Raw genomic sequence first — 22,878 nt, 5'->3', positions numbered from 1 at the left:
AGGTACTCGCCCTCGGGGCCACCGCGAGCGGTGCGAGATCGATCAAGTCCGGACAGACAGCCGGGAAAGGCCCGCGTCGCCGGTCTTCCAGCGCGTCCGGACGGCCACGTAGCGGGCCGGACCCGCGCTCGCGGCCGCGTAGGTGATGCCGTCGACGCTGGTTTCGACGGTCGCGACGGGCACCCGGCCGCGGGTCCAGGCCAGCTCGACGGCGGAAACCGCCGTCACCGCCCCGAGATCGACGACCATCCGGCCGTCCGGGCCCGGTCGCCACGCCGTCGCCGGGTCGTCGTCGACGGCCGCGGCGGGGCTGGACATCCCCGGCGGCAGGGGCTCGGCGGGGAAGGTGGTCCGGCCGAGCGCGCGGTCGGCCAGCGGGTACGGGCGGACGTCGCCGAAGACGACCGGCACGGTCCGGCGCGGCGGCAGCAGCACGGCCCGCGCGCGACCGCCGTCCGGAATCACGGTGACGAGCACGGGCAGCAGCCCGGCCGGCGCGGTGAGCTCGACCCGGCTCGCGTCGCGCACGACCGCTTTCACCCCGGGCGGGGCCTTGAGCGTGAACCGCGGGGGTTCGATGCGGCCTTCCGCCGCGGCCAGCGCGAAGGAGAACTCCGTGCCGGTGCGGGTGGTGGTCTGCTCGCCGCGGTAGAGCCGGTTCCCCGGAAGGGGCAGGGTGCCGCTCGCCGCCGCGCCGGCGAGGTTGAGCAGGACGAGGAAGCCGTCGGTGACGGTGGCTTCGATCGCGGCCGCGCTCGTGGCGACCCGGCCGGCCGGCTGGGCGGGACCGGGGCGCAGCTCGGCGACGAAGGGCGCGGCCGGGCCGTCGGAGAGCGTGACGCGGTCGCCGGTGACGGTGAGCGGGTTCGGGCCGGCGACGGTGATCCCGGCCCGGCCGTCGATGTCCAGCCGGCCCTTCGTGCTGCTGAGCGCGGGAGTCGGGTAGGTCGCCGCCGTCGTCCAGGTGACGCCGTCCTCGGAGGTCTCGACGCGGTACTTCCGCCCGGCGGCCGCTTCCCAGCTCAGCCTGGCCCGATCGAACGTCCGCGGTGCGCCGAGGTCGATCGCGAGCCAGCTGTCGGCGCGTGGCCGGTCCGATGTGGACACCGCCCAGCGGGTGGTGGCGTCGCCATCGTTGGCGTACCCGGCTTCCTTGCCGGTACTCGCGGAGGACGCCGAAGCGGTTCCGGTCCGCGCGAGGTCCGGGCCGTCGCCGTCGCGGATCTCGAAGGCCCAGAGCGAGTAGCCGTACTGCGGGTCCGGCTGGATGCCGAGCATGCGGACGTGCCGGGCGGTGACCGGGGCGAACGTCAGGTCGTCGGTCCGGACGCCCGCCGTCCGCGCTCCGATCGTCACCGTGCCTTCGGCGGCGGTGTAGGTGCGGTCGCCGTCGAGGCCCGGCACGCCGGGCATGGCGAGGTTGTAGACGTTCAGGACGCCTTCGCCCTCGGCGACGCCGGTGCTGGCGTACACGGCGGCCCCGGTCGGAAGGGTGGCGAAGGCGGCGTACCCGGTGTCGAAGCGGAGGACGCCGACGGTGCCGTCGAAGCCGTCGCGGACCTTCGCGTAGGTGGTGGCGTGGCGTTCCCGGACGGCGATGTCCGTGGCCGGCAGCAGCATCGGGTTGGCGCCGCCGAGGACGAAGAGCCAGTCGTCGTGGTGCGGCTGCCAGGCGAACTTGACGAAGCCGGGTTTGGTGACGGTGCCCGCCCAGGCGGCGGGGGAGCGGTGGGCGAGCAGTCCGGGACCGGCCCCGAAGTCGGCGGCCCCGGCGGCGTGGGTGTCGAACTCCTGCTTGGTGACCGGGGTGATCGGACGCTGCCGGGCGCGCCACTCGTGGAGGAGGTAGCTGATGGCGAGTTCGGCCCGGGCTTCCGGCTCGTACTTGGGTTCGCCGGAGAACTTCGTGATCCGGTCGGCGGGCGCGTAGGCCTGATAGGGCTCGAGCCGGGCGGCCAGCTGGGCCTCGGCGTAGGCGGCGTGGCGGTCGCCGAGGACCTGGGCGCGGAAGGCGAGCGGGATGACGTCCCGGCCGTAGAGGTGCTCGCGGTCGGCGACCATCGGCATCAGCGGTTCGCCGGCGTCGCTGGTCATCAGCAGCATGGTGCGCCAGAGGAGTTCGCCGTTCGGCTGGGCGGTGAGGACCTCGGGCAGCGGCGTGCCGGCGGCGAGGAAGTGCATCGCGTTGCGGCCGGAGGTGCGCCAGAGCTCCTCCTGGTAGTGCGGGCCGAAGGAGCCGTGGTTCTCGACGAGGAAGGTGTCGTGGAGGTTGGTGGCGGTGTTGGCGCTGACAGGCCTGCCGTCGACCAGCCGCGGGTTGGCGAGGTCGGCCGCCGGGAGCCCGCCTTCGTTGCGGCTCCAGGTGCCGAAGGCGTCTCGCCAGTCTTTCGCTCGTGGGTCTTGGGCCGCCCACGCGAGCGCGGGGGCGAGTGATTGCGCGTAGACGCCCATCTCTTCGAGCTTGGTGTCGCCTTGGAAGCCGCCTTCGAGACCGTTGGGGGTCCAGCTGCCGGAGGCCGGGTCGTCCTTGGTGCCGAGGGCGGTGGTGTAGGCGGCTTGCCCGGTGGTGATGCGGTCGACGTGCTGTTTCGTGGTGTCGTCGAGGTCTGTCCACAGTAGACGGGCGGCGAGCAGGAAGTAGGACTGGAAGGTGGTGTCGAAGAAGAGCTTCCGGCCCCATTCGGTGCCGCCGGCGAGCAGGTTGGACGCGGCGAAGTGCTTGATGGTGGCGAGGGTGTGGGCTTTGAGCTGGTCTTTTTCGACGCCGGCGATGGCGGGGTCGTAGCCGTCGCGGGTCAGGAGAAGGGCGTTGCCGAGCACGACGGCGAAGGTGAAGTCCTTCGCGGGGTAGATCCCGGCTTTCGTGTCGAACTGCTGCTCGGCCCAGCGGGTGTGCCGGAGCAGAACGCGCAGGTAGGTGGCGGCGACGGGATCGGGTGGCGCCGTCGGTGTCTTCCCTGCGGCTCGGGCGACGCTGGGCAGCAGACCCGAGGTCAGCAGTGCCGCGACGCCGCCCGCGCCGAGTAGTGCGTTCCGCCGGTTGAACTCACCCATGGTCTCGGTCTCCGCTCGATGACAACCTTGTCAGCGCGGATTCTGTGACGGCTCCCGGTCGCGGGGCAAGGCTGGTGGCGGATCCCGTCCGGTTTCGGACAAGGCCAAGGTAATTCGTATAACGGCCTATACCCACCCCGTCGTGAGTGGGAAACAGTGTTCTAATCCTGTTTCTCACTCACGACCGGCTTCGGCGCGGTGAAAGCAAGCTCACTGCGGCCTACCAGCTCCGCCCGTGCTGAGATGACAACGTGATCACCGACCCCGGCACCTTCCTCCTCCTCGTCCTGGCCGGAGCCGGAGCCGGCCTGACCGGGGCGACCGCCGGGCTCGCCTCACTCGTCTCCTACCCCGCCCTCCTCGCCGCGGGCCTGCCGCCCGTCACCGCGAACGTCACCAACACCGTCGCCATGCTCGGCACCACCGCCGGAGCCGCCGCCGGGGCGCGTCCCGAACTCGCCGGCCAGCGCGCCCGACTCGTTCCGCTCTGCCTCATCACCACCGTCGGCGGCGCGTGCGGCGGCCTGGTCCTGCTCCTGACCCCATCCGATGCCTTCACCGCCATCGTCCCGTGGCTGATCGGCGGTGCCTCGATCGTCCTCATCGCCGGTCCGCGGCTGCGCCGGCTGGCCGAAGGCGCCGAACACCACGGCCTGAGCCCGGCCACCGCTGTCGCCGCGTTCTTCATCGGTGTCTACGGCGGCTACTTCGGCGCCGCCGCCGGGGTGCTCATGCTCGCGCTGCTCGTCTCCGTCTGGAGCCAGTCCCTGGCCCGGACGAACGCCGCGAAGAACCTGGTCACCGGCTCGGCGAACCTGCTCGCCGCGATCGTCTTCGCCTGCACCGGCAAGGTCGTCTGGGCCGCCGCGCTCGCCGTCTGCCTCGGCTCCCTCGCCGGCTCGTGGCTGGGCTCGAACCTCGTCCGCCGCCTCCCGGCGACGCCGTTGCGCATCGGAATCGGTATCGCCGGGCTCGGACTCGCCGTGGTGCTGGCGTTCTCCTGAAAACAGGGCATGATCGGCGGGGTATCGGCGAGCAGGAGACCAGATGAGCATTGTCGGGACCAGGGTGGTCCGCCAGGAGGATCGGAACCTGATCACCGCGGGCGGCACCTACGTGGACGATCTGCGGGAGGAAGCGCTTTCCGGCGCCGCGCATGCGGTGTTCGTGCGCAGTCCGGTCGCGCACGCGCGGATCGGAAACATCGACGTCAGCGAGGCGACGGCGGCGCCGGGGGTGCTCGGCGTGTTCACCGCCGCCGACCTCGGCCTCGACCCGCACGACGCGGGGCCGGTGAAGGAACCGTGGCTGGCCGACGGCGTGGTGCGCTACGTCGGCGAGCCCGTCGCGCTCGTCCTCACCCAAGAGCGCTACCAGCTGGCCGACGCGGCCGAGCTGGTCGACATCGACTACGACCCCCTCGACGCCGTCGCGAGCATCGACGCGGCACTGGCGGGCGAGACGCTGCTGTACCCGGATCGGGACAGCAACATCATGCAGGTCAACGGCGCCCAGGAGTTCGACGAGTCGATCTTCGAAGGCTGCGACGTCGTCGTCACGCAGGCGATCGTGAACCAGCGCGTCGCCCCCGCGCCCCTCGAGGGCCGCGGCGCCTCGTGCGCGTGGGGCGAGGACGGCCGGCTGACGGTCTGGCTTTCCACGCAGAACGCCCAGATCGCCCGCACGCAGCTGGCGATGAGCCTCGGCGTCGGCGAAGACCGCGTGCGCGTGATCGCCCCGGACGTCGGCGGCGGCTTCGGCGCGAAGATCGGCGCGGACCCCGAGGCGACCGTCCTCGGCTGGGCCGCCAAGGAGATCGGCAGGCCCGTGCGCTGGGTCGAGTCGCGCAGCGAGAACCTCACCTCGATGACGCACGGCCGCGCCCAGCAGAACACCGTGACCATCGGCGGCAAGCGCGACGGCACCGTCCTCGCCTACCGCCTCGACGTCGTCCAGGACGCCGGCGCCTACCCGCGGACGCTGTTCCTCCCGACGCTGACCGAGCTGATGGCCGTCGGCGTCTACCGGTTCCCCAAGGTGGAGACGCGCAGCCGCGCGGTCGTCACGAACACGACGCCGATCGCGGCCTACCGCGGCGCGGGCCGCCCGGAGGCGACGGCCGCGGTCGAGCGCGCCATGGACGTGTTCGCGGCCGAAATCGGGCTGGACCCGGCCGAGGTCCGCCGCGTCAACTTCATCCGGCCCGAGGAGTTCCCGTACCGGACGCCGACCGGCGCGTCCTACGACACCGGCGAGTACGCCGCGGCGCTCGACAAGGTCCTCGCGAGCGCCGGCCACGCGGAGCTGCGCGCCGAGCAGAAACGGCGCCGCGACGCCGGCGAGCCCGTCGAGCTAGGCCTCGGGATCGCCGCCTACGTCGAGATCACCGGCGGTGACGGCGGTGGCGAGAGCGGCCGCGTCGACATCCACCCGGACGGCTCGGTCGTCGCCTGGACCGGCAGCTCCCCGCACGGCCAGGGCCTCGGGACGTCGCTGGCGATGCTGCTGTCCGACCAGCTCGGCGTGCCGCTGGAGAAGATCACGGTCCGCCACGGCGACACCGACGAGGTGCCCAAGGCCGTAGGCACGTTCGGCTCCCGGTCGCTGCAGCTCGGCGGGTCGGCGATCCGCCAGGCCGCCGACGAGGTCATCGCGCAGGCCCGGGACCTGGCCGCCGACCTGCTCGAAGCCGCGCCGGAAGACCTCGAGCTGGACGCCGAGCGCGGGGTCTGGCAGGTCCGCGGCGCGCCGTCGAGCACCGTGCTCAGCTGGGCGCAGGTCGCCGAGACGGCCGGCGAGGGCAAGCTCTCGGCCGACGTCTGGTTCGGCGGCGGCAAGCCGACGTTCCCGTTCGGCGCCCACCTCGCCGTCGTCGAGGTCGACACCGAGACCGGCAAGGTCGAGCTGCGGCGGATCATCGCGGTCGACGACGCCGGCCCGATCGTGAACCCGCTGACCTTCCGCGGGCAACGCCACGGCGGGCTCGGCCAGGGCGCCGCGCAGGCGCTCATGGAGGTCGTCACCTACGACGACGACGGCAACCCGACGACCGCGACGCTGGCGGACTACTCGTTCGTCACCGCGGTGGAGCTGCCGGACTTCGAGCTGGTCGACATGGCCACCCCGACCGACCGGAACCTGCTGGGCGTCAAGGGAATCGGCGAAGCCGCGACCATCGGGTCGACGCCCGCGGTGCACAATGCCGTGGTGGACGCGCTTTCGGCCCGCGGTGTCAAGCACCTGGACATGCCCACGACCCCGATCCGGGTCTGGGCCGCATTGGAAGAAGCAGGCAAGGAGAACCAGCGGTGAAGGTTTCGATCGAGGTCAACGGGCGGCCGGTGGCCGAGGAGGTGCCGGACCGGACGTTGCTGGTGCACTTCCTGCGCGACACCGCCGGGCTGACCGGCACGAACATCGGCTGCGACACGACGTCGTGCGGTGCCTGCACGGTGCTGCTCGACGGCGAGTCGGTCAAGTCCTGCACGGTGCTGGCCGCGCAGGCCGACGGCCACGCCGTCACGACCGTCGAGGGACTGTCCGGTTCGGACGGTGAGCTGCACCCGGTGCAGCGCGCGTTCCGCGAGCAGCACGGCCTGCAGTGCGGGTTCTGCACGCCGGGCATGATCATGGCGTCGGTGTCGTTGCTGGCCGACAACCCGAAGCCGACGCGCGACGAGGTGCGCGCCGGGCTCGAGGGCAACCTGTGCCGCTGCACGGGCTACCACAACATCGTCAGCGCCGTGATCGACGCCTCGGGGCAGGAGGTGGACCGGTGATCCCGGCTGCGTTCGAGTACCAGCGAGCGTCCACAGTGGACGAGGCGTTGTCGCTGCTCACCGCGCACGGTGACGACGCGAAGGTCCTCGCGGGCGGGCATTCCCTGCTGCCGCTGATGAAACTGCGCCTGGCGGCGCCGGAGTACCTGATCGACATCGGGCCGGTGGACGAGCTCCGGTACGTCCGCCTCGACGGCGAAGACGTCGTGATCGGCGCATTGTCCCGCTACAGCGACCTTTCCCGGGACCCGGTGCTGCTGGAGCACGCGCCGCTGCTGGCGCACGTGTCCGCTTCGGTGGGCGACCGCCAGGTCCGCCACCGCGGCACGATCGGCGGCTCGCTGGCGCACGCGGACTCGGCGGCGGACCTGCCGGCGGCGATCCTGGCATCGGACGCGGTCCTGGTCGCGCGCGGCCCGGCGGGGGAGCGGCGCATCCCGGCGCCGGAGTTCTTCCTCGGCCCCTTCACGACGCCGCTGGAGCCGGACGAGCTGCTGATCGAGGTCCGCTTGCCCCGGCAGACGGGCTTGGGCTGGGGCTTCGAGAAGTTCACCCGCCGCGCGATCGACTGGGCGATGGTCGGGGTGGCGGTCGTCGGCGGCCGGGTCGGCTTGGTCAACATGGGCGGCGTCCCGCTGCGGGCGACGGCCACGGAGTCGGCGCTGGCGGCGGGGGAGTCCATCGCCGAAGCGGCATCGCTGGCGGCGTCGGACACGAACCCGCCCGACGAGCCCCACGCGACGGCGGAGTACCGCCGCCACCTGGCGCGGGTGCTCACGAGGCGGGCGTTGACGGCCGCGAGCTGACGTCAGCCGATCACCGGCGCCGTTCGCGGCGCCGGTGATCGCGACGGCCGATTCCCGCCAGCCCGGCTTTCGCGCCGTGGGCAGGATCGAGGCGTGAAGACTTCTGCGCACACGCCCATCGAGCCCGGAATCCTGTACTTCGGAACGCCGGTCGTGCTGATATCCAGTGAAAACGAAGACGGTTCGGCCAACCTGGCGCCGATGTCCTCGGCGTTCTGGCTGGGCTGGCGGGCGGTGCTCGGGCTCGGGGCCCGGTCCAAGACGACCCAGAACCTGCTGCGCACCCGCGAATGCGTGCTGAACCTGCCATCGGACGAGCTGGCCGCGGCGGTCGACCGGCTGGCGTTGACGACGGGATCGGATCCGGTGCCGCCCGGGAAGGTGAAGCGGGGGTACTTCCACGTCGCGGACAAGTTTTCGCGGGCGGGGTTGACTTCTGTCGCGTCCGAGACGGTCGCGCCGCCTCGGGTCGCCGAGTGTCCGGTGGCGATGGAGGCCGTGGTCGAGGCCGTGCACCCGGTCGCCGAGGAGGATCCTTCGCAGCGTGGCGGGATCGTGGCGATCGAGGTGCGGGTGCAGCGGGTGTTCGTGCACGACTCGATCCGGGTGCCGGGGAGCGCCGACCACATCGATCCGGACGCTTGGCGGCCGTTGATCATGAGTTTCCAGAAGCTCTACGGGTTGGGGCCGCAGGTTCATCCGTCCACTTTGGCTCGGATTCCCGAACGGTTGTACCGGGGGCCGGATATCGATCGGGCGCGTTCCGTGGGGGCTCGCGGTTGAGTTCCGGCTCCCGGTCGTACCGGACGAATCCGGCACTCATTCCGCGGACTGGGACACCCTTGCGGCAGGCGTAGCGTCGACTCGTGAGCGACTCGAAGATTCTCGTGGTGGGCGCCGGCGCGACCGGCGGGTACTTCGGCGGACGGCTGGCGCAGGCCGGCCGCGACGTCACCTTCCTCGTGCGGCCCGCCCGGGCGAAACTGCTGCGGGAACGCGGCCTGCGGATCGTCGGCCTCGGTGAGGACACCGTCCTCGCCCCGGTGCTCGCCGAGACCGGCTCCCTCGACTGCACCTACGACCTGGTCCTGCTCGCCGTGAAGGCGACCGGCCTGGCCTCGGCCATCGACGATTTCGCCCCCGCCGTCGGCCCCGGCACGCTGATCCTGCCGTTCCTCAACGGCCTCGCGCACATCGACGCCCTGGACAAGCGCTTCGGTCCGGACGCCGTGCTCGGCGGCGTCGCGAAGGTGCAGACCACCATCGACGACGAAGGCGCCATCCGGCGGCTCGGCCCGCTGCAGAGCCTGGCCTACGGCGCCCGCACCCAGCCGGCGCCCGGGAAACTCGCCGACGTCGACGCCGCACTGAAGGACGCCGGGTTCGCCGCCGCCCTGGACGAGCGGATCACCGAGTCCATGTGGGCGAAATGGGTGTTCATCGCCGCCATCGGGGCCGTGAACAGCCTGATGCGCAGCACCATCGGCGAGGTCGTCGCCGTCCCCGGCGGCGCGGAGTTCGCCGAAGCCGTCGTGGCCGAAGCGGCCGCCGTCGCCGCGGCCGCCGGGTACCCCGTTCCCGCCGCCGACCTCGCGGCCACCCGGAAGACCGTCACCGACCCCGCGATGGGGGGATCTTCGCTGTACCGCGACCTGCTCGGCGGTCACCCGGTCGAGGGTGAGCAGATCTTCGGCGACCTCACCGCGCGTGCCCGTGAGCTGGGTGTTGCGACGCCGCTCCTGGATCTCGTCACCCTCCAGCTGCGCGTGCACCAGCACCGCATCGGGTGAAAAGATCACCGAGCGCGCTTTGCCCGCACAGGCCGGGGATCGTGGTCTTTCGGGCACCCGCGTGGCGGCGCCGACGCGGGCTTCCCGGGCACTGCTAACCTTCGGCAGGAAAGTTGCTTGAGGGTTTGACGAACGAAATGCAGCGAGGGGAAATGGCGGACAGGTTCGAGTTCGTCCTCGAGGTCGTCGAAGCCCTCGTCGTCGGCCAGGCGACCGGCGGCGACATCCGGCGGTACCCGTTGCGCGCGGGCAACCTCCCGGCGGACCCGGTGCGGTTCGTGCGGGTCGCGCGCCAGGTGTACGACGCGCTCGAGGAGCGACGGCTTTCGGTGTCGGGCGAACTGCACCCGGGCGTGCGGACGGCGTTCGACCTGCTGGCCGAGCCGCGGGTTTCGGTTGCCGTCAGCGGGATCGACGGCCTCGGCGCCGACGTCGCCGTGCTCGTGGTCACCGACGGCGCCCAGGCGCTCGGCATCACCCAGGCCCCGGACACCGACGACCTGCTGTTCTCGCTGTTCGCCGACGAGGAGCTGGTCGAGGTCGTCACCGGCGTGCTGCCGCCCGCCCCGGCCGCGACCACCGGCAGGCACGTGGTGCACCGCGCGGCCGGGCGCGAGGTCTCGGCCATGACGGCCAAGCGGATCGCCGACGCCGAGTTCGACGAAGAAGAGACCGACGCCTTCGGCATGATCGAGGTCAAGGCCGTGGTGCGGCCGGGCCGCCGTCCGCCGGCGCCCAAGCCGTCGGACGTCGCCGTGCTGGAACGCGTGCTCGCCGAACCGCGGCTCGGCGGCGGCCACATCGCCGTCACCGCGCAGGGCAGGCGCGGCGAGCGGCTCGCGAGCGACCCGCTGAGCTGGCTGGACACCGCCGACGGCCGCTACCTGGTGCGCACCACGACCGGCGAGGCAGGGGAGCTGACCGCCGAGTACGTCCCGGCCGGGCGGGCCGACCTCGCCCGCGCGATCCGCGACGCCATCGCCGCGGTGTACTGACCGGAAAGGGAACAGTCCTGATGACGGAAGAGACCCAGGCGGTTGCCCAGGCTCTCCAGGCGACGGCGCAGATGCAGACCGCCGCCGACCCCGCGCAGAAGGCGATGGCCGCGGTCCGCGTCGGGCTCGCCGGCGCCCAGCTGAAGCGGCTCGCGCAGACCGGCGGCTTCGCCATCGACGACACCACCGGCAACCAGCTGATCGAGGCCCTCGAAGGCGTCCTCGAGTCGCTCGAGCAGCGGTGGGCGAACCTGCAGCGGCTGCACGACGCGCCGGCGATGAGCCGCACCGCGACCGGCCAGTGGGTCTCCGCGCACATGGTGAACACCGCCGCCGACGAGAACGGCCTGGTCACCCAGCTGCAGGCGGCGCGCCAGGAGTTCCCGACCTACATCGAAGCCATCAAGCTGGCCAAGAAGAACTACAAGTCCCGGGAAGAGACCACGCGCGCGACGCTGACCTCGCTCCCGACCGCCGACCAGAGCTGAGGGAGACCGTGGCACCCACCGCCGAGTCCGTCTCGGACCCGTCGTCCCCGGACTACAACCCGCGCAGTCCGCTCTACGACGTGACGGCCGATTCGTCGTCGAAGTACTACGTCGGGCCGCTGAAGGCGGACAACGTGCCCTCGGGCGACGAGATCCGGGAGATGGCGACCCAGCAGATCGACGACGAGATCCGGGCCGGCTGGCTCGGCCCGGCCGTCGACCCGGTGCTGCGCGACAAGAAGATCCAGGAGCTGTACCAGCAGCACCTCGACGCCGCCAAGCACGGCCTCGACGAGGGTCTCACCATGCGCGAGAACGGCGGCGCGCCGAAGACGCTGTGGGCCAACGCGAGCCACGAGCAGATGAACGACGCCATCACCCAGGACGCCAACCCGGCGACCGTCGCGGAGACGTCGGAGGAGTGGGTCTCGGTCGGCAACGAGCTGGGCACGCACCAGAAGACGCTGGGCGACGCGATCAACGCGAGCACCAGCAACTGGCAGGGCGACGCCGGTGACGCCGTCCGCGAGCACCTCGCCGGCGTCGGCAAGTGGCTGGGCGCGACCGCGCAGGGCGCGACGCTCGCCGGCCGCCAGCAGGAGATCCACTCCCAGGCGCTGAACGAGACCCAGCGGCAGATGGTCGCGAACCCGCCGGTGCAGTTCGACCTGCAGAGCACCAACCAGAAGCTGATGTCGATGACCGACCCTGTGCAGTACGCGGCGGCGGCGGGCGAGGCGATGCAGACCTACCGGGCGCAGCAGGCCGCCCGTGACCACGCCGCGCAGATCCTCACCCAGTACGACGAGACCATCGGCGCCGCGGTCGCGACGCCGAGGTTCCCGGCCCCGCCGAAGCTCCCGTCGGCCACGGCGCAGCGCCAGGGCACGGCGATGAGCGCGGGCGGCGCGGGTACGAGCGGTGCCCAGCCGCTGATGGCCCGCACGGCGATGGACCCGGCGCTGGACCCGACGGCCGCGGGCCGCCCCCGGGCCGGGCTGGACGCCGCCGGGCTCGACGGCGCGGGTGGTCCCGGTGGCAGCGGCGCCGGCATCCCCGGTGGCGGGTCGGGCGCGGGCGGCTCCGGCTTCTCCGGCAGCGGCATCCCCGGCGACGGTTCGGGTGCGGGCGGGTCCGGTTTCTCGGGCGCGGGCATCCCCGGCAGCGGCGGCGGAGCCGGCGGCTCGGGCTTCTCCGGGGCCGGCATCCCGGCCGCCAGTGGCGGCGGAGCCGGTGGTCCGGGCTTCTCGGGAGCCGGCATCCCCGAGATCCCCGGCGGCAGCTTCACCGGGTCGGGCATCCCCGGCTCGTCGGTGCCGGGCTTCGACGACTCGACGACGTCGTCCGGCTTCACCCCCTCCGGCATCGGCGGGGGCACCGGCGGCACCGGTGGCACGGGCTACACGCCGCCGTCGATCCCGAACATCCCGGACGTCTCGGGCGGGGGCGGCGGGGTCCGCGGCGGCAGCCCGATCCCCGGGTTCACCCCGCCCGGCATCGACCCGATCACCGGCCTGCCCACCGGCACCGGCCCCGGCGGCATTCCCGGTGGCGGCACCCCCAAGATGCCGACCATCGGCCGCGGCGGCGGGATCAACGGCGAGAGCATCGCGAGCCGGCTCGGCGGCCTCGGCGGCGGGTCCGGGGGCGGCTCCCTCGGCGGAATCGGCGGGGGCGCGGGCGCCGGTGGTGTCGGCGGCGGCGTGCGTGGTACGGGCGCGGGCAGCCTGGGCGGCGGTGCCGCGTCCGGCGCGGCCGCGGAGGCCGAAGCCGCGGCGGCGCGCAACGCGGGCATGGCCGGCAAAGCCGGTGCCGCGGGCAGCCCGGGCATGGGCGGCATGGGTGCCGGAGCCCGTGGCGGCAAGAAGGAAGACGACAAGGAACACAAGTCGGCCGACTACCTCGAGAGCGACGACCCGAACTTCTTCGCGGGCGAGCAGGCGGTGGCGCCGCCGGTGATCGGCGACTGGAAGAACCAGGATTGGAAGTGAACGCATGACGGCCGCGGGCTTCGAGGTCGAACCGGACGAGCTGGTCGCGCACGCGAGCCACGTCGAGAGCCTGGTGGACCGGCTCGACACGGCGGCCGCCGCGGCCGACTCGGCGATGTCGGACCACGCCTACGGGCTGCTGTGCGCGTTCCTGCCGCCGATCATCCGGCCGACCGGGGAGAAGGCGAAGGAGGCGCTCACCGCGTCGGCGGAGGGCGTCCGCGGGCTCGCCGACAACGTCAAGACGGCGGCGCAGTCCTACCGCGACGGCGAAGAGGCCAACGCCCAGCCGTTCGAGCGGCAGCTCAGCGCGTCGCCGCGCACGGCGGTGGAAGCGAAGGCGCGGTCATGACGTCCCCGAACAACGGCCTGGGCGACCTGATCCGCGATCCGGACGAGGCGATCCGCCGGATGGACGACTGGGCGGCCGGGTTCGCGGCGAAGGCGGAGCGCTACCAGGCGGCGCAGGAGGAGACCGAGCGGCTGCGGCTGACGGCGACGACCAGCGACGGCGCGGTCAGCGTCACCGTCGGCGCGGACGGCACGGTCACCGACCTGACGTTCAGCAACAAGGTCAAGTCGTTCCCGCTGGACGAGCTGTCCCGGGCCATCCTGACCACCATGCGGCGGGCGCAGTCCGGCATCGCCGAGAAGGTGGCCGGGGTGATGGCCGAGCAGCTCGGCGACGAGGACCGGGAGACCCGGACGCTGCTGCTGGACAACCTCCGCGGCCGGTTCCCCGACCCGGACGAGCCCGACGAGCCGGCCCCCGCCGACCCGCCGCCCGCACCGCCGTCGCCCTCCGGCGGCGCCGCGACGCCGCCCGCGTCTTCGGGGCCGGCGGCACCGCCGCGCCGCGGGAACGCGGCCGATCCGGACGAGCAGGACAACAACCCTTGGTGACGAGCGGCTGAACGACCGCTCGACAGGACGGCTTCCGGGGTCGACACTGGGCCGATGACCGGCCTGATCCCCGGAAGCCGCGTCCGCCTGCGCCCTGCCGCAGCCGCCGACGCCGCCCGGTTCGAGGAGATCCTGTCGCACCCGGACATCGCCCGCTGGTGGGCGGACGCCGAAGAACCGGTGGCCACCCAAGTGTCCTACCTCCTGGACCCCGACGACGGCACCACGACGTACGCCATCGAGCACGACGGCGTCGTCGTGGGCATCGAACTGGCCTTCGAGGAAGCCGATCCGCAGTACCGGCACGCCGGGATCGACATCGCGGTCCACCCGGACTGGCAGGGCCGCGGCCTCGGCACGGACGCGATCCGGACGCTGGCCGAGCACCTGTTCACCGTGCGCGGGCACCACCGGCTGGTGATCGACCCCGCGGCGGACAACAAGTCCGCGATCCAGCTGTACCAGTCGCTGGGCTTCCAGCCGGTCGGCCGGATGCGCGCGTACGAACGCGGCCCGGACGGCAGCTGGCACGACGGGCTGCTGATGGACCTCCTGGCCGAAGACCTCGTCCCCGCGCTGGCCGGCTCGTGAGCACCCCGGTCGCGGCACGACAGCTGCGGCGGGTCGCCGTGGCCAGCGCGATCGGGACCACGATCGAGTGGTACGACTACTTCATCTACAGCACGGCGACGGCGCTCGTGTTCGGCAAGCTCTTCTTCACGACCCTCTCGCCCGCGTCCGGCACGCTCGCCGCGTTCGCGACGCTGGGCGTCGGGTTCCTGGCCCGCCCGGTCGGCGGGATCCTGTGGGGCCACTTCGGCGACCGCGTGGGCCGCAAGGCGATGCTCGTGCTGTCGCTGCTCCTGATGGGCTTCGCGACGGTCGGCGTCGGCCTGCTGCCGACCTACTCCGCGATCGGTGTGTGGGCGCCGATCCTGCTGCTCGTCCTGCGGCTGCTGCAGGGGCTGAGCGCGGGTGGCGAGTGGGGCGGCGCGGCGCTGATGGCGGTGGAGCACGCACCGGAGGGTCGCCGCGGGCGGTACGGCGCGTTCTCGCAGATCGGCGTCCCGGCCGGGCTGATCCTGGCGCAGCTGCTGTTCTTCATCCTCGGCCGGTCGCTGACCGACGCGCAGTTCGCGTCGTGGGGCTGGCGGGTGCCGTTCCTGGCGAGCATCGTGCTCGTCGGCGTCGGCCTGGTGATCCGGCTGCGGATCGAGGAGACGCCGGTGTTCGCGCGGCTGCGGGAGGAAGAGGCGCGCAGCAGCCGGCCGATGGTCGACGTCCTGCGCGAGCGGCCCCGGGCACTGCTGGTGGCGTCGGGCAGCTTCATCGCCAACACCGCGGTGGGGTACATCTTCCTGGCGTACCTGCTTTCCTACGGCACGTCGGTGCTCAAGATCGACCGCACGACGCTGCTGGTCGTGGTCATCGTCGGCAGCCTGACGTGGCTGGTGAGCATCCTCGTCACGGCGGCGTGGTCGGACCGCGTCGGCCGCAAACCGGTGTACCTGGCGGGATCGATCCTGCTGGTCGTCTGGCCGATCCCGTTCTTCCTGCTGGTGGACACCAAGGCCACGGTCTGGCTGATCGTCGCGGTCGTGGTGCTGAACATCGGGCTGGGGGCGACCTACGGGCCGCAGTCGGCGTTGTTCGCGGAGCTGTTCGAGCCGCGGTACCGCTACAGCGGAGCGTCGTTCTCCTACGCCGTGGGCGCGGTGCTGGGCGGCGGGTTCGCGCCGCTGATCGCGACGGCGCTGCAGACGTCCACCGGCACTTCGCTTTCGGTGTCGCTCTACCTCGTGGCGGTGGCGCTGGTGAGCCTGGTGGCGGTGCTGTTCATCCCGCGTTCACAGCCGGTCTAGCCGGACCGCGGCGGCCATCCGCTCGTAGCCCGCGTCGCCGGGGTGGAGGTGGTCGCCGGAGTCGTAGGCCGGCAGCATCCGCAGCGGGTCGGCCGGGTCGCGGACGGCGGCGTCGAAGTCGATGACGCCGTCGAAGACCCCACTGGTGCGGATGAACGCGTTCACCGCCGTGCGGGTCGCTTCGAGGGTCTCGTCGTAGACGCGCCAGCCCTTGAACGGCGTGAGCGTGCCGCCGAGGACGCGGATGCCGCGCGCGTGCGCCTGCGTCACGAGCTGCCGGTAGGCCGACGTGATCGCGGCCGGGTCGGTCTGGTGCGGGTCCTGCTGGATGTCGTTGATGCCTTCGAGCACGATCAGCGTCCGGACTCCGCCGACGCTCAGCACGTCGCGGTCGAAGCGGGACAACGCGTTCTGGCCGGCGCCGGACCCCGGGACGTCGAGCAGCAGCCGGTTGGCGCTGATCCCGGCGTTGAGCACGCCGAAGCGGCCGTGCAGCCGGTCGGCGAGGTAGTCGGGCCAGCGGTGGTTGGCGCCGGCGGCCGAGCCGACGCCGTCGGTGATCGAATCGCCGAGTGTCACGATCGAGGCTTCGGCGCCGCCTTGGACGTCGACGCCGGAAACGTAGTGCCAGACCGAGGTCTGCTCGGTGAAGGGCGCGCCCGCCTCGCTGCCGGCGAAGTCGCCGGCGCGGGTGAAGTACGACGTCTGCGACGCCGCCGGGTGGTAGGTGACCGGGCCGGACTTCGTGGGCACGTACGTCGTGACGAGCAGGTTGGCGTCCGCCGGGATGCGCACGTTCACCGGGTCGCTCAAGGCCTCGGCGCCGGCGGGGACGACGACGCCGGGCGCGCCGCCGAAGGTGAGTGAGCGCAGGGTGCCGGGAACGGCGTCGGGACCGTTGGCCTGGACCGCGATGGTGACGTGCCCGAAGGTCAGGGGAGAAGCGCCGAAGGCGTTGGAGAGGTGGACGCGTGCCCGGCCGCCGCCCGCGCTGGTGTGCACGACGTTGCGGATCGAGAAGCCGGGATAGCCGTCGGGGGTGTTGGCGACGGCGGCCGCGGGCGCCGCGGCCCAGGTGCCGACCCAGCCGTTGACGGCGTGCTCGGCCGTCGCCGGGAGAGCGCTTTCCGGCCCGGCGCTGCCGGACGTCGTGAGGATCCCGAACCCCGTCAGGACGGCCGCGCCCACGGCCAGGAAGCGTCGCATCCACTCACAGTGGCGCCGCTGGTCCGCACCAGGGACCGCTGATCAGGTGAGCGAACCGGACAAGATCCCGGACAGTGGCGGCGAAAAGCAGGGGCGGGCCCGTCCGGGATTCTGGGGATGCCGGACGGGCCCGCGCGAGGTGGCCGTTGCCGCGACGGCCGCTCGCCGGAGTGCCCGGTCCCGATCGGGCGGAGGCTGGCCCGGATCGTTGCGTCGTGGCGACCCCGGAGGGCGTGTGCGAGACGCCCTCACCCAGAGCACGGCCGCCGGCCCGGGCCGGTTCAGCGGGTGGGGTGATTTGGCCGGGAATCGCGGTGCCCGCTGGCCAGCGGCGGGTGCGGGGCGGCCGGAACCGCCCGCGCCGAGGCCGTCCGGCGGGGTGGCGGCGGCCTGCCCCGGGCATGCGGATGGCCCGGCTCGGAAGCCGGGCCACGCGGGGTGGAACGTCAAGCGGCGGCGGCCGGAAGCCCGCTGCCGAGCGCGCGGTGGCCGGCGTCGGTCAGTTCGGCCGGGGCCCACTGGCCGACGACGGTGACGCCGACCGCGCGGACCAACCCGGCGCGGGCGAGGTCGTGGGCGGTGTTCTGGTCACAGCAGGACAACCCGTCCACGCGGAGGTCGGGTTCGCAGCTGCAGCGGAGCTCGGCGCGCCCCTCGGCGACCGCCCGCAACATGGCGATCGCGCGGCGGCTCAGCGCGTTCTGAGTGGTGGACATCGGTCTGGCCTTTCGGTGCGCGGCTGGTTCTGACGACGAGTGCTGCAGCTCGTACCGAGAACCACGAGCCGGATCCGAGCGAGGTTCACTTCGATCGCCTCTTGACACCGGAAGGTCCAACGAGCAGGGTCGGTCATCGGATGAATCAGCCCCGCCAACGACAGAACGGCCATCAAAGGCCGAACTCTGCCGTCCTTCCGCCGTAGTCATCCGATCCCTGGAGGTTCAGTGACGACCTTCCCCCGCCGGCAAGCCCTCGGCATCGCGCTCGGTGGCGCCGTGGCACTCAGCGCGGCCGGCCGCACCGCCGCCGGCGCCGCCGTGCCCGTGGACGCCGCTCCGGACGGTCCCGGCACCCCGATCGTCCCGCCCCCGCCGCCCGTCCCCGTCGCGCTGGACACCTGGTTCACCAACGACGGCATCGACAGCGCGGCCGCCGGCGGCGGCGACTTCGACGGCTCCGGCTACACCTTCCCCGCCGAGCAGCTGCCCGCCGGGCGGACGGCCACCGTCGGCGGGATCCCGTTCACGCTCGGGTCCGCGGCCGCGGGCGCGAAGAACAACATCGCCGCCACCGGCCAGCGGATCGACCTGCCGAAAGGCCGCTACTTCGTCGCCTACTTCCTGGTCGCCGCCAGCTACGGCACGACCGGCGGCACGGCCACCGTGCACTACGCCGACGGCAGCACGAGCACCGGTTCCCTCTCCGGCCCGGACTGGTACACCGGCACCGGCGCGCTGGTCTCGCCGTTCCGGTACGCACCCGGCGGGGTCGTCGACGACAACCCGGTTTCGCTCGCCACCGGCCAGGTCTGGGTCGACCCGGCCCGCGAAGCCGTCGCCCTGACCCTGCCCACCACGGCGAACCCCGCGCCGAACGTCTCCAGCCTGCACGTCTTCGCGCTCACCCTGCAGCCGGTGGCCGTGGGCCGGTCGGCGCTCGTCCTCGACAGCCGCTCGACGGTGAACCTCCTGTCCGACGGTGGCCCGCAGGCCGCCGAGGCGACCATCGTCAACGCCGGCACCGTGTGGCTGGGCGCCGGGGACCGGGTGAGCGTCACCGTCGACGTCCCCGGCGGCCGGACGACCGTGCCGGCGGCGATCCGCGCGCTGGCACCGGGGGAGCAGGCGACGGTCCGGCTGGGGATCGCCCCGAACGCCTCCGTGCCGCCGGGAACCACCACGAACGGCCAGGTCCGCGTCACGGCAGGCTGCGGCACCCTGGCGACCCAGCAGGTCCCCATCACCCTCGGGATCCCGGATTTCCGGCCGACCGACGCTTCGCTGTCGGCGCACCGCGCGCCCTACTGGTTCACCGACGGCAAGTTCGGCATCTTCATCCACTGGGGGGTGTACGCCGTGCCCGCGTGGGCGCCGGTCGGGCAGCAGTACGCCGAGTGGTACTGGCAGAACCAGCAGGACCCGAACGGCGCGACCTACGCCTACCACCGGGAGAAGTACGGCGAGAACTTCGTCTACGACGACTTCATCCCGATGTTTACCGCCGCGAAGTTCGACCCGCGCGGCTGGCTGGAGCTCATCGCGGACGCCGGTGCCGAGTACTACGTCCTGACGTCCAAGCACCACGACGGCTTCGCGTTGTGGGACACCAAGGTCAGCGACCGCAACTCCGTCAAGCTCGGCCCGAAGCGGAACGTCGTCGCCGAGCTGTTCGCGGCCTCCCGGAAGTACACGCCCCAGCTGCGCAACGGCCTGTACTTCTCGCTGCCCGAGTGGTTCAACCTGGACAACCCGTGGATGGGCCACGCGCCGCGCAACCCGTACACCGGCGCGCCGCTGCCCTACACCGGGTACACCGCGGGCAAGGACTTCGTCCGCGACTACCAGGCGCCCCAGGTGCTGGAGCTGATCTCGGAGTTCGACCCGGACGTCCTGTGGTTCGACATCGGCGGCGTCAACGACACGCGGACCACGATCACCGAGTACTTCAACCGCGCCAAGAACCGCAAGCGCCCCAAGGATGTCACCTACAACGACCGCGGTGGCATCCCCGACCACGACTTCACCACCCCGGAGTACACGACGTACCCGAACACCGTGGTGGCGAAGTGGGAGGCCAGCCGGGGCCTCGACCCGTTCTCCTACGGCTACAACCGCGCGACCCCCGACGACCGGTACATGACGGCGGAGGAGGTCGTCCGGACGCTCGTGGACATCGTCTCGAAGAACGGCAACTTCCTGCTCGACATCGGCCCGGACTTCGACGGCACGATCCCGGACGTCATGCAGAAGCACCTGCGCGACGCGGGCGCGTGGCTGAAGGTCAACGGGGAAGCCATTTACGGCACGACGTACTGGTCGCGCCTGGCCCAGCTCGGCGACCTGCGGTTCACGGTCAAGCAGAACGAGGCCTTCTACGTGCACTCGCTGGCCGCGCCGGGCAGCAGGCTGGTGGTCGACGCGCCGGTCCCGATCCGCGCCGGCGACCGCGTGACCATGCTGGGCTACCGCGGGAACCTGCACTGGACCGTCGAAAACGGCTCGCTGGTGATCGACGTCCCGGCCGCGGCCCGGCAGTCCGGCCGGTACGCGTGGGTGTTCAAGATCGCCTGGAGCTGATCAGAAGTCGGCGTTCTTGCCGATGTACAGCTCCGCGAACGCCGCCGCGGCCGCGGGCGAACCCAGCAGGCGGCGCATCCGGGCCTCCGCGATGCGCGCCGCGAACGGGTTCTCGTCCGTGGCCGCGGTGTGGTGGAAGATGTCCGACAGCCACTGGGAAAACTCCTGGTACTGCCACACCAGCGGCAGGCACGCGTCGGAGTACCCGGCCAGGCGAGTGGGATCGCCCGCGTAGTGCGCCTCGTACGCCTCGGCGAGCAGGAACGCGTCGTGCAGCGCCAGGTTCATGCCCTTCGCCGCGATCGGCGCGACCAGGTGCGCCGACTCGCCCGCCAGGTGCAGCCGGCCGTGCGCCATCGGCTCCACGACGTAGTTGTGCATGTCGAGGATCCGCTTCTCGATCAGCTTCCCCTCGGTGATCGGGCCGTCCGGCACCGCGAGCCGGGCCTTCAGCTCCGTCCAGACGCGCTCGTCCGGCCAGTCCGCCTCGGTCTCGCCCGCCGCCGTCTGGAGGTAGAACCGCGTCACCGTCGGGGTGCGGGCCATGTGCGCGCCGAACCCGCGCGGGTGGATGCCGAACAGGACGCCGTCGGCGGACGGCGGCGCCTCCGCGAGCAGGGCCAGCCAGCCGATTCCGTAGTCGTGGTGGGCTTTCACGGTGGTTTCCGGCGGCAGGTACCCCTGCGTGACCCCGCGGGCGCCGTCGCAGCCGGCGACGAAGTCGCAGTCGAGCCGGTGTTCGCCGTCCGCGGTCCGGAACGTGACGGCGGGGGAGTCCGACGTCAGGTCGTGCAGCCGGACGCCGGCGACCTCGAAGACGGCCTCGCCGCCCGCGTCGGCGTACTGCTCGACCAGGTCGGTCACCAGAAGCTGTTGCGGGTAAACGAAATGCCGCTGCCCGGTGACGTCGCCGTAGCGGAAGGCGTGCCGCCGCCCGGCGAACCGGAACTCGAACGCCTCGTGCCGGGGCGCCTTCGCGACGAGCCGGTCACCGAGCCCCCGCTGTTCGAGCCCGCGCACGGCCCACTCCTCGAGGAACCCGGCCCGCGGCCGCTGCTCGATGAACGCCCGGCTCTCGGTTTCCAGCAGCACGCAGGGGATCCGCGCGCGCCGCAGGAGGTTCGCCACCGTGAGCCCGGCCGGACCCGCCCCCACCACGGCCACCGCCGTGCGCGTCGCCACCATGCGCCCGAGGGTAGCGCGAAGCGGCGTCAGTAGAACTGCCGCAGTTCCGGCCAGGCGGTCGACCACGGCTCGGTCAGCGTGCACAACGAGAACGCGGTGCCGTTCTCGTCGTTGTCGACGCCTTCGGCGGTGTGGTACTTGGTCACCGGGCGGCACCCGGTGAGCAGCCGGGACGCGGGCGAACCGCGTTCGAATCCGCCGACGAGCAGGACCGGGCCGACCAGCCGGTCCGGCGGCGGACCCCAGTCGGCGTAGGACATGTGCGGCGAGTACGGCCGGGGCAGGCCGAGCGCGGGCCCGTAGTGCTCGAGCGCGCCCGCCTCCCCGTAGTTGCCCGTGACGATCACCGCGGTGTCCCGCTCGGTGGCCGGGATCCGGTCCCAGGCGCCGGCGACCGATTCGGCGAACCCGGGCCAGCCGACCTGCTCGCCGGGTTCCTTGTTGACCGCCAGCAGGGGACCGTTCAGCGCCGCCGCCGGCACCACCGGGAGTCCGGTGAGGACGGACACGGCCGCGCACACCACGGCCGCGGCGCCGGTGAGCACCCGCCGCGGCACTCCACCACGGCGCAGCCACCGCAACGCCGGGTCCGCGCCGAGCGCCACCAAGGGCAGCAGCAACGGCACCGAGTAGTACGGCTTCCCGCCCAGGACCAGGAGTTCGGCGCAGACGACGGGGTAGGCGATCGCCAGGGCACGAGCCCAGCGCAGGGCGGGGTCCCGCCACGGCCGCACGAGCCCGGCAATCCACACGGGCACCAGCACGGGGGAGAGGTACACCAGCTGCATCGGCACGAACAGCACGCGGTTCTCGCCGCCGTCGTCTGCGCTGATGCCGCCGGCGACGGTGAGCATCGGCCAGCCGTGCGCCGCCTGCCACGCCACCACCGGCGCGGCGAGCACAGCGGCGACCCCGATGCCGGCGGCGAGCCACCACGTCCGCAGCACCCGGCGCGGGCCGGCGACGGCCACGCCGATGCCCAGCCCGGACAGCAGGAGCAGGACGAGCCACTTGTTCGCCATCCCGAGCCCCGCGGCGGCGCCGACGGCGAGCCACCACCGGCCGTCACCGGTGCGCAGCAGCTTCAGCCCGAACAGCGCGATCAGCGACCACAGCAGCACGTCCGCGGAGTTGGTGGCGAGCATGTGCGACACCACCAGGACGTACGCCGAGAGCGCCGTCGCGATCGCGGTGAACAGCTGCGCGCCGCGGCCGCCGCCGAACTCGCGGGCGAGCAGCGCGGCGACCACGACGGTCGCCATGCCCAGCAGGGTCGCGACCACGCGCAGGCCGGACGGCGTTTCGCCGAACAGCGCCGTCGACGCGCGGGCGAGCCACGGCGTGATCGGCGGGTTGTCGACGTAACCCCAGTCCGGCCGGTGGCCCGCGGCGACGAAGTACAGCTCGTCGCGGTGGAAGCCGTAGCGGCCGGACAGCGCGGTCAGGACCACCGCTTGGACGGCGACGACGATCGCCACTGGCAACGCGGCGAACCGCGGCAGGTCACGACCGGCCCCCATGGC

At 72.6% G+C, this 22,878-nt stretch carries 19 protein-coding genes; 14 read left to right on the top strand and 5 right to left on the bottom strand.

The features are described from left to right. Window positions 1-42: 42 nt before the first annotated feature. Window positions 43-3,054, bottom strand: a complete 3,012-nt coding sequence (locus ACWEVP_RS29580) for a discoidin domain-containing protein (protein WP_452065845.1) — start codon at window positions 3,052-3,054, stop codon at window positions 43-45. Between the two features lie 251 nt (window positions 3,055-3,305). On the opposite strand from ACWEVP_RS29580, the gene ACWEVP_RS29575 reads away from it, so the two are divergent. The 13 genes from ACWEVP_RS29575 to ACWEVP_RS29515 all read left to right on the top strand — a co-directional run bounded on the left by ACWEVP_RS29575 (window position 3,306) and on the right by ACWEVP_RS29515 (window position 15,668). Then, on the top strand, window positions 3,306-4,058 hold the full coding sequence (locus ACWEVP_RS29575; protein WP_452065844.1) for a sulfite exporter TauE/SafE family protein: 753 nt from the start codon (window positions 3,306-3,308) through the stop codon (window positions 4,056-4,058). A 43-nt stretch (window positions 4,059-4,101) separates the two neighbouring features. Next, complete coding sequence (locus ACWEVP_RS29570; RefSeq protein WP_452065843.1) at window positions 4,102-6,366, top strand: xanthine dehydrogenase family protein molybdopterin-binding subunit; 2,265 nt, start codon at window positions 4,102-4,104, stop codon at window positions 6,364-6,366. After that, window positions 6,363-6,833 (top strand): (2Fe-2S)-binding protein, encoded by a 471-nt coding sequence (locus ACWEVP_RS29565; RefSeq protein ID WP_452065842.1) that lies wholly within the window; start codon window positions 6,363-6,365, stop codon window positions 6,831-6,833. The genes ACWEVP_RS29570 and ACWEVP_RS29565 overlap by 4 nt, the downstream gene beginning before the upstream one ends. Then, entirely contained in the window at window positions 6,830-7,639 is an 810-nt protein-coding gene (locus ACWEVP_RS29560) for an FAD binding domain-containing protein (RefSeq protein ID WP_452065841.1), read from the top strand. Before ACWEVP_RS29565 ends, ACWEVP_RS29560 begins: the two co-directional genes overlap by 4 nt. Before the next feature lie 93 nt (window positions 7,640-7,732). Continuing rightward, window positions 7,733-8,422, top strand: a complete 690-nt coding sequence (locus ACWEVP_RS29555; RefSeq protein ID WP_452065840.1) for a flavin reductase family protein — start codon at window positions 7,733-7,735, stop codon at window positions 8,420-8,422. 83 nt (window positions 8,423-8,505) lie between these two features. After that, window positions 8,506-9,429 carry a ketopantoate reductase family protein gene (locus tag ACWEVP_RS29550; protein WP_452065839.1) on the top strand — a complete coding sequence of 308 codons (924 nt, stop codon included), beginning with the start codon at window positions 8,506-8,508 and terminating at the stop codon, window positions 9,427-9,429. A gap of 152 nt (window positions 9,430-9,581) precedes the next feature. Next, window positions 9,582-10,424, top strand: a complete 843-nt coding sequence (locus tag ACWEVP_RS29545; protein WP_452065838.1) for an ESX secretion-associated protein EspG — start codon at window positions 9,582-9,584, stop codon at window positions 10,422-10,424. A gap of 20 nt (window positions 10,425-10,444) precedes the next feature. Next, window positions 10,445-10,912 carry a hypothetical protein gene (locus ACWEVP_RS29540; protein WP_452065837.1) on the top strand — a complete coding sequence of 156 codons (468 nt, stop codon included), beginning with the start codon at window positions 10,445-10,447 and terminating at the stop codon, window positions 10,910-10,912. 8 nt (window positions 10,913-10,920) lie between these two features. Next, window positions 10,921-12,903, top strand: coding sequence for a hypothetical protein (locus tag ACWEVP_RS29535; RefSeq protein ID WP_452065836.1), 1,983 nt, complete (start codon window positions 10,921-10,923; stop codon window positions 12,901-12,903). A 4-nt stretch (window positions 12,904-12,907) separates the two neighbouring features. Further along, the gene (locus ACWEVP_RS29530; protein ID WP_452065835.1) at window positions 12,908-13,255 is read left to right on the top strand and encodes a type VII secretion target; all 348 of its coding nucleotides are present in this window, start codon (window positions 12,908-12,910) and stop codon (window positions 13,253-13,255) included. Then, window positions 13,252-13,806 carry a YbaB/EbfC family nucleoid-associated protein gene (locus tag ACWEVP_RS29525; protein ID WP_452065834.1) on the top strand — a complete coding sequence of 185 codons (555 nt, stop codon included), beginning with the start codon at window positions 13,252-13,254 and terminating at the stop codon, window positions 13,804-13,806. Before ACWEVP_RS29530 ends, ACWEVP_RS29525 begins: the two co-directional genes overlap by 4 nt. A 54-nt stretch (window positions 13,807-13,860) precedes the next feature. Beyond that, entirely contained in the window at window positions 13,861-14,397 is a 537-nt protein-coding gene (locus ACWEVP_RS29520; protein ID WP_452065833.1) for a GNAT family N-acetyltransferase, read from the top strand. Next, window positions 14,394-15,668, top strand: coding sequence for an MFS transporter (locus tag ACWEVP_RS29515; RefSeq protein ID WP_452065832.1), 1,275 nt, complete (start codon window positions 14,394-14,396; stop codon window positions 15,666-15,668). Before ACWEVP_RS29520 ends, ACWEVP_RS29515 begins: the two co-directional genes overlap by 4 nt. Here the strand turns inward: ACWEVP_RS29515 and ACWEVP_RS29510 are convergent. Continuing rightward, entirely contained in the window at window positions 15,654-16,874 is a 1,221-nt protein-coding gene (locus tag ACWEVP_RS29510; protein WP_452065831.1) for an SGNH/GDSL hydrolase family protein, read from the bottom strand. The two genes, ACWEVP_RS29515 and ACWEVP_RS29510, sit on opposite strands and share 15 nt — an antisense overlap. A 446-nt stretch (window positions 16,875-17,320) precedes the next feature. After that, a complete protein-coding gene (locus tag ACWEVP_RS29505) occupies window positions 17,321-17,590 on the bottom strand; it encodes a hypothetical protein (protein WP_452065830.1) in 270 nt (89 codons plus the stop codon). A gap of 228 nt (window positions 17,591-17,818) precedes the next feature. Between ACWEVP_RS29505 and ACWEVP_RS29500 the strand changes: the two genes are divergently transcribed. Beyond that, a complete protein-coding gene (locus ACWEVP_RS29500; protein ID WP_452065829.1) occupies window positions 17,819-20,170 on the top strand; it encodes an alpha-L-fucosidase in 2,352 nt (783 codons plus the stop codon). On the opposite strand, the gene ACWEVP_RS29495 is transcribed toward ACWEVP_RS29500, so the two are convergent. Together ACWEVP_RS29495 and ACWEVP_RS29490 are read right to left on the bottom strand one after the other, a co-directional pair. Beyond that, entirely contained in the window at window positions 20,171-21,355 is a 1,185-nt protein-coding gene (locus tag ACWEVP_RS29495; protein WP_452065828.1) for a 4-hydroxybenzoate 3-monooxygenase, read from the bottom strand. A gap of 26 nt (window positions 21,356-21,381) precedes the next feature. Further along, complete coding sequence (locus ACWEVP_RS29490) at window positions 21,382-22,875, bottom strand: ArnT family glycosyltransferase (protein WP_452065827.1); 1,494 nt, start codon at window positions 22,873-22,875, stop codon at window positions 21,382-21,384. Window positions 22,876-22,878: the final 3 nt, after the last annotated feature.

The organism is Amycolatopsis sp. NPDC003865 (genome assembly GCF_053605345.1).
Note: the sequence above shows the minus strand (reverse complement) of the source record. Positions and strands in the feature narration are given on the sequence as shown.